We start from the raw sequence: 6,474 nt of genomic DNA on the forward strand, positions 1-6,474 counted from the left end.
CGGCGTAAACGAAGCCCACCTTTCGGTGGGCTTTTTATTTTCCGTGCCCCACCAGCTTTCGTTCGATCATCGCCCACAACCCGCTCTTCCCCACTTTCAACGCTCCCATACCGCCAAGCACCATGGCCGCCACCTGCACAACCCCAATAACAACAGGTCCGACACCATGAGCACTTTCCATCCGCGCCAGCTTTTGCTGGCCACCGCTGTCGCCGGCTTTGCCCTACCCGTGGTCGCTGAAGAACACGGCTTTCTCGAAGACGCCAGCGCCAACCTCAACCTGCGCAATTTCTTCTTCAACCGCAATTACACCAACCCGACCAAAAGCCAGGGCGGCGCGCAGGAGTGGACGCAAAGTTTCATCCTCGACGCCAAGTCCGGCTTTACTCAAGGCACGGTGGGTTTCGGCCTGGATGTACTGGGCTTGTATTCGCAAAAGCTCGACGGTGGACGCGGCACCGGCGGTACCCAACTGTTGCCGCTGGACCACGATGGCCGCCCGGCCGATAACTTCGGGCGCCTGGGCGTGGCGTTCAAGACGCGTATTTCAAAGACCGAAGTGAAGGTCGGCGAATGGATGCCTGTGCTGCCGATCCTGCGTGCCGATGATGGCCGCTCGCTGCCGCAGACCTTGCGCGGTGGGCAAATCACCTCCAGGGAGATCGACGGCCTGACGGTGTATGGCGGCCAGTTCCGCGCCAACAGCCCACGTGACGACAGCAGCATGAGCGACATGTCGATGACCGGCAAAGCGGCATTCACCTCCGATCGCTTCAACTTTCAAGGTGCGGAATATGCGTTCAATGACAAACGCACCCAGGTCGGCCTGTGGAATGCCCAGCTCAAGGACATCTACCGCCAGCAGTTCGTCAACCTGATCCACAGCCAGCCCGTGGGTGACTGGACCCTGGGTGCCAACCTTGGCTTTTTCTATGGCAAGGACGATGGCAGCGCCCGCGCCGGCAGCCTGGACAACAAGACCTGGTCCGGCCTGTTTTCCGCGCGCTACGGCGGCAATACCTTCTACGTCGGCCTGCAAAAACTCACCGGCAACAACGCCTGGATGCGCGTCAACGGCACCAGCGGCGGCACCCTGGCCAACGACAGCTACAATTCCAGCTACGACAACGCGCAGGAAAAATCCTGGCAAGTGCGCCACGACTACAATTTCGCCGCCCTCGGCATCCCGGGCCTGACCTTGATGAACCGCTACATCAGCGGCAGCAACGTACACACCGGCACGATCACCGACGGCAAGGAATGGGGGCGTGAGAGCGAAGTGGGCTACACCGTGCAGAGTGGAACCCTGAAGAACCTCAACGTACGCTGGCGCAACTCCACGATGCGCAGGGACTACAGCAACAACGAGTTCGATGAAAACCGGTTGATCGTCAGTTACCCGATCAGCCTGCTGTAAACCGGCGTCCCACTTGCTGTATGGTGCGCGCCTGCCGCTGCTGAACCGCCCAGCAGCGGCCTTTATTCGAGCCCGCATCCCCCATGAAAGCCTTCGCTTCAGCGACTGCCCTGCTAGCCCTGGCCTTGAGCCTCAATGGCTGCATCAGCGCACCTGTCGCCTTGACGCCGCAGACCGCGCAGCGCTTGCAGGCCCAGGCACCGATCCGATTTCTGCTGACCTTCGATGACGGCCCCAGCGCCTCGGGCTACAACAACCCGAGCCGTTCAGTAATGGCAGACCTGGCGAAAAACCCGGTGTTGCCGGGCATCAAGGCGGTGTTCTTCCTGCAGACCGAGGCGTCCCGTTCCGGCGGCAACCCTCGCGGCCACAAGACCATGGAGCGCGAATATGCCGCCGGGCATATCCTGGCATTCCATACGGCCACTGCGTTTCATACCAACCATCGCTGGCTGAGTGACGCCGAATTGGAACGCACCCTCACCCAAGGCTCGGCAGACATCGCCGCCATCACCGGAACACCGCCCCTGCTGGTTCGCCCGCCCTTCTGGAACTACGACAAGCGCACCTTCGCGGCCTACCAGCGCCACCACATGCAGGTGTTGCTCACGGACCTGAGTGCCAATGACGGCAAGATCTGGGGGTTCAATGGCAGCCCGCGTCGCCGGGCCAATCTGTACCGGCAACTGTCAGTGGTGCGCGAGCATATTGCCCTGGGTGAACTGCCGACGGTGGACGGCGTGATCCCCGTGGTGGTGACCTTCCACGACATCAACCGCTACACCGCGCGGCATATGCAGGAGTACCTGCAGATCCTGATGGACAGTGCGCGGATCAACGGCATGAAAACCGCCGCCGAGCCGTTCTACACCGACCACGCCACCCTGGAACGCGCGGCGTTGGCCCGCACGGTCAAGGATGTGAATGAGCCGGTGCATCTGCCCGGGGTGTGGAACTGGGTGTGGGACGCCGATTCCCACTGATCACTCGCGAGACTCAACCCCCAACTCATCCCACACCGACTCCGCCAGGTGGAACGTCGCATTCGCCGCCGGAATGCCGCAGTAGATCGCGCTCTGCATCAGCACCTCCTTGATCTCGGCACGAGTGACCCCATTGCTGGCGGCGGCACGCAGGTGCAATTTCAATTCTTCACTGCGGTTCATGCCGATCAACATGGCGATGGTGATCAGGCTGCGGGTGTGCCGTGGCAACCCTGGTCGGGTCCAGATATCGCCCCAGGCATGACGGGTGATCATTTCCTGGAACTCACTGTTGAACTCGGTCAGGGCATTGAGGCTACGGTCGACGTGGGTATCGCCCAGCACCTCGCGGCGCACTTGCAGGCCATCAGCGTAACGTTGTTTCTCGTCCACAAAAGACTCCTTAACGGGCCAGCAAAAATTCCAGCACGCGTTCGCTGAACGCTGTGCCGGCTTGAACGTTGGACAGGTGAGCCGCGTAGAACTCGGCGTACTCGGCGCCTTTCACATGGTTCTGGATAAAGTGCCCGCCGGCCGGTGGTGTCACGGCATCTTCAGTGCCGGCAATCACCAGGGTCGGCACTTTGATCGAGGCCAATTGCTCACGAAAATCGGCATCGCGCACCGCTGCGCAGTTCGCGGCATAGCCCTGGGGTGAAGTCGCCGCGAGCATGTCGGTGATCTGCTGCGCCTGGTGCGGGTTGGCCGCCGCGAAATCAGCCGTGAACCAGCGCGCAATCGAAGCATCGCGCAGGGCCACCATCGCCGCCGCGCCATCGCGCAGGACCATTTCTATGCGCGGGTTCCATACCTCGGGCGTGCCGATCTTGGCGGCGGTGTTGCACACCACCAGGCGGTGCAGGCGTTCGCCCGCGTGAATGCCCAACCATTGGCCAATCAGCCCGCCCATGGACAGGCCACAGAAATGCGCACGTTGGATATCCAGCGCGTCGAGCAACGCAACCACGTCATGGCCAAGTTGCTCGATGCTGTAAGGCCCCTCCGTCACCAGGGACTGGCCGTGGCCACGGGTGTCGAAACGCAACACGCGAAAATGCCGGGTGAAGGCAGGAATCTGGATGTCCCACATATGCATGTCGGTACCCAGGGAGTTGGACAGCACCAGCACCGGCGCGTCGATCGGCCCGTCCAGTTGGTAATGCAGTTCGCCCTCGGCGAGTTGTACAAAAGCCACAGCGTTCTCCTCAGGCGTTCAATGCAAAATGGTCGGCCACCGCGCGGGTAACCCAAGTATGGGCCTGGCCCAGGTAGTTAGCCGGGTCAAGCAGCCGGTCCAGCTCAGACGCCGACAGCTCGGCGGTGATCTGCGGTTCGTCCGCCAGCACGGCGCGCAGATGGCGCCCGTCGGCGACGGCACGTTTGCAGCAAAGCTCAAGCAGATGGTGCGCGGTCTCGCGGCCCAGGCGCTGGGCAAGCACGATGCTGACCGCTTCGGCCAACACCAGGCCTTGGGTCAGGTCGAGGTTGTGCGCCATGCGCTGCGCATCGACTTCGAGGCCCTCACTCACCAGCAATGCCTGCTTCAAGGCACCGGACACCAGCCGGCAGATCTCCGGCAGGGTTTCCCATTCGGCGTGCCACAAACCCAGGCTGCGCTCGTGCTCCTGGGGCATGGCGCTGAACATCGTCGCCACCAGGCCGGGCACGCGCGTGGCGGCGCTGATCAGCACGGCAGCGCCCACCGGGTTGCGCTTGTGGGGCATAGTCGAGGAACCGCCCTTGCCCGGTGCCGAGGGTTCAAACACTTCGGCGGCTTCGGTCTGCATCAACAGGCTGATATCGCGCCCGATTTTGCCAAGGCTGCCGGCGATCAGGCCAAGGCTGCCGGCAAACTCCACCAGGCGATCACGCTGGGTATGCCAGGGTTGCTCGGGCAGGCTCAACTGCAACTCGGCCGCCAGCGCCTCGGCCACTGGCATGGCCTGTTCGCCGAGCGCCGCGAGGGTGCCGGACGCACCGCCGAATTGCAGCACCAGCAGGCGCGGCTTCAGCTCGGCCAGACGCTGACGGCTACGGGTGACGGCACCCAGCCAACCGGCGATTTTCATGCCCAACGTCACCGGCGTCGCATGCTGAAGCCAGGTGCGGCCAGCCAGAGGCGTGGCTGCATGACGCTGCGCTTGAGCGGCCAGAATGCCGCCCAAACGCGCCAGGTCCGTTTCGATCAACTCCATGGCACGCCGCAGTTGCAGTACCAGGCCGGTGTCCATCACATCCTGGCTGGTTGCGCCCAGGTGCACATAACGTTCGGCACCGGCGTCTTCAGCGGCGATCAACTTGCCCAACGCCTTGACCAATGGAATCGCCGAATTGCCCGCCGTGGCAATCGCCACGCCGAGCGCATCCACGTCGTACAACGACGCCAGGCAGGCTTGGGCAATCGGTGCCACGGCGGCCTGCGGAATCAGCCCGACCCGCGCCTCGGCGCGGGCCAGTGCAGCCTCGAAATCCAGCATGCCCTGCAGGCGTCCATGGTCGCAGAACACCTCGGCCATGCTGTCAGCGGTGAAGTAGGCGTCGAACAGTTGATTGCTCGTGCGCAGCGTCATAACTCATCCCTAGAGATCGTGGTGCAGATACGCCGCCTGTTTCGGCAGGCGCAAGCTGAACAGGAAAGCGATTGCCATCATCGCCGTGACATACCAATAGAAGCTGTTTTCCAGGCCGATGGACTTCAGGCTCAGCGCGACGAATTCCGCCGAGCCGCCAAAAATTGCATTGGCGACCGCGTAGGCCAGGCCCACTCCCAACGCACGTACCTGAGGCGGGAACATCTCCGCTTTGACCAGGCCGCTGATGGAGGTGTAGAAACTCACAATCGCCAAGGCCAGGGTGATCAACACGAACGCCAGGAACGGGCTGCTGACGGTTTTCAAGGTGAGCAGGATAGGCACGGTGAACAGGGTGCCAAGGCCGGCGAACCACAACATCGAGGCACGTCGGCCGATCTTGTCCGCCAACATACCGAACACCGGCTGCATGCACATGTACAGGAACAGCGCACCGGTCATGATGTAGCTCGACGTCTTGGCATGCATGCCGACGGTGTTCACCAGGTACTTCTGCATGTAAGTGGTGAAGGTATAGAAAATCAGCGAGCCGCCGGCGGTATAGCCCAGCACGGTGATGAACGCCGCCTTGTGGTCGCGGAACAAGGCGCTAATGCTGCCGGCGTCTTTGTCTTCGCGCATTTCCTTGCTGGTGGTTTCTTTCAATGAACGGCGCAACAGCAGCGAAATCACCGCCGCAATGGCGCCGATCACGAACGGGATACGCCAGCCCCAGGCCCGCAGTTCTTCTTCAGTGAGAAACTGTTGCAGGATCACCACCACCAGCACGGCCAGCAATTGCCCGCCGATCAGCGTCACATACTGGAAGGAAGCGAAGAAACCCCGTTGTCCCTTGAGCGCCACCTCACTCATATAGGTCGCGGTAGTGCCGTACTCGCCGCCCACGGACAGGCCTTGAAACAGGCGCGCCACCAACAGCAGGATCGGCGCCCAGACGCCGATGGTGTTATAGGTCGGCAAAAAGGCGATGACCAGCGAGCCGGCGCACATCATCAGCACCGAGATCATCATCGAGTTTTTACGGCCGTGCTTGTCGGCCACGCGACCAAACAGCCAACCACCGATCGGCCGCATCAGGAACCCGGCGGCGAACACACCGGCAGTGTTGACCAGCTGAACGGTGGGGTTGTCCGATGGAAAAAATGCAGGGGCAAAGTAAATGGCGCAGAAGGCATAGACGTAGAAGTCGAACCATTCGACCAGGTTGCCGGAAGAAGCACCGACAATCGCAAAAATCCGTTTGCTGCGTTCTTCTCCGGTGTAGTGACTCGTTGTTGTTGTCATGGTTTTTTCACTCAGTGGGAACAGTTATAGCCTAGACATACTTTGCAACAACCATGTTCCGCATGTGGAGCAGTTGCAAGTTTCAAGCTACAAGCTACAAGCTACAAGAGAAGAACGGCCGCAATCACTAATGCCAGTCAGTTAAGAAGGGGAAAGGCTAAAAAGTAACCTGTGGCGAGGGAGCTTGCTCCCGTTGGGC

Annotated in this window: 6 protein-coding genes; 2 read left to right on the forward strand and 4 right to left on the reverse strand. The window is 61.4% G+C overall.

What is annotated here, in order from left to right; translation table 11 throughout:
• Positions 1 to 166 precede the first annotated feature (166 nt).
• Positions 167 to 1,417 (forward strand): OprD family porin, encoded by a 1,251-nt coding sequence (locus EXW71_RS18530; RefSeq protein ID WP_134658025.1) that lies wholly within the window; start codon positions 167 to 169, stop codon positions 1,415 to 1,417.
• Between the two features lie 83 nt (positions 1,418 to 1,500).
• Positions 1,501 to 2,400 (forward strand): polysaccharide deacetylase family protein, encoded by a 900-nt coding sequence (locus EXW71_RS18535; protein WP_123714966.1) that lies wholly within the window; start codon positions 1,501 to 1,503, stop codon positions 2,398 to 2,400.
• Here the strand turns inward: EXW71_RS18535 and pcaC are convergent, their stop codons facing one another.
• Genes pcaC through EXW71_RS18555 form a run of 4 tightly spaced genes read right to left on the reverse strand, consistent with a single transcriptional unit; the run spans position 2,401 to position 6,275 of the window.
• Positions 2,401 to 2,793 carry a 4-carboxymuconolactone decarboxylase gene (gene pcaC / locus EXW71_RS18540; RefSeq protein ID WP_134658027.1) on the reverse strand — a complete coding sequence of 131 codons (393 nt, stop codon included), beginning with the start codon at positions 2,791 to 2,793 and terminating at the stop codon, positions 2,401 to 2,403. It lies immediately after the preceding gene.
• A gap of 10 nt (positions 2,794 to 2,803) precedes the next feature.
• The gene (gene pcaD / locus EXW71_RS18545) at positions 2,804 to 3,595 is read right to left on the reverse strand and encodes a 3-oxoadipate enol-lactonase (protein ID WP_134658029.1); all 792 of its coding nucleotides are present in this window, start codon (positions 3,593 to 3,595) and stop codon (positions 2,804 to 2,806) included.
• Between the two features lie 10 nt (positions 3,596 to 3,605).
• Positions 3,606 to 4,970, reverse strand: coding sequence for a 3-carboxy-cis,cis-muconate cycloisomerase (locus tag EXW71_RS18550; protein ID WP_134658031.1), 1,365 nt, complete (start codon positions 4,968 to 4,970; stop codon positions 3,606 to 3,608).
• Positions 4,971 to 4,979: 9 nt separating this feature from the next.
• Positions 4,980 to 6,275, reverse strand: coding sequence for an MFS family transporter (locus tag EXW71_RS18555; RefSeq protein ID WP_123714964.1), 1,296 nt, complete (start codon positions 6,273 to 6,275; stop codon positions 4,980 to 4,982).
• Between the last annotated feature and the right edge of the window lie 199 nt (positions 6,276 to 6,474).

Source organism: Pseudomonas sp. BCA17, from assembly GCF_004519405.1.
Lineage (GTDB): Bacteria > Pseudomonadota > Gammaproteobacteria > Pseudomonadales > Pseudomonadaceae > Aquipseudomonas.